The organism is Microbacterium sp. (assembly GCF_031988965.1).
Classification (GTDB): Bacteria; Actinomycetota; Actinomycetes; order Actinomycetales; family Microbacteriaceae; genus Microbacterium.
In genome coordinates, this window is record NZ_DALZXX010000079.1 from 13,590 (window position 1) to 13,945 (window position 356).

The 356-nt window shown below is 72.2% G+C and carries 1 protein-coding gene; it reads right to left on the minus strand.

All coding sequences use genetic code 11. The features are described from left to right. On the minus strand, positions 1 to 356 hold a 356-nt coding region (locus RTM68_RS12535; protein WP_312171379.1), incomplete at both ends, for an NAD(P)-binding domain-containing protein.

Here is a 356-nt window from a genome sequence, read left to right on the forward strand (position 1 = left end):
AGGTCGGGTCGTCATGCGTCGTCGGGCGCGAGCCCTCGAAGCATCCGCCCTGGTCGATCGCGATGTCGACGAGCACCGAGCCCGGCTTCATCGCCGCGACCATGTCGTCGGTCACCAGCTTCGGGGCGGCGGCGCCGGGGATCAGCACCGACCCGATCACGAGGTCTGCCGTGAGCAGCTCGTGCGCGATGTCGTAGCGGCTCGACGCGCGCGTCTCGAGGGCACCTCCGTAGCGGTGCTCGAGCTCGCGCAGCCGGGGCAGCGAGATGTCGACGACGGTGACCTTCGCGCCGAGGCCCAGGGCGTTCGCCGCGGCGTGCTCACCGGCGACGCCGCCGCCGATCACGACCACCTCG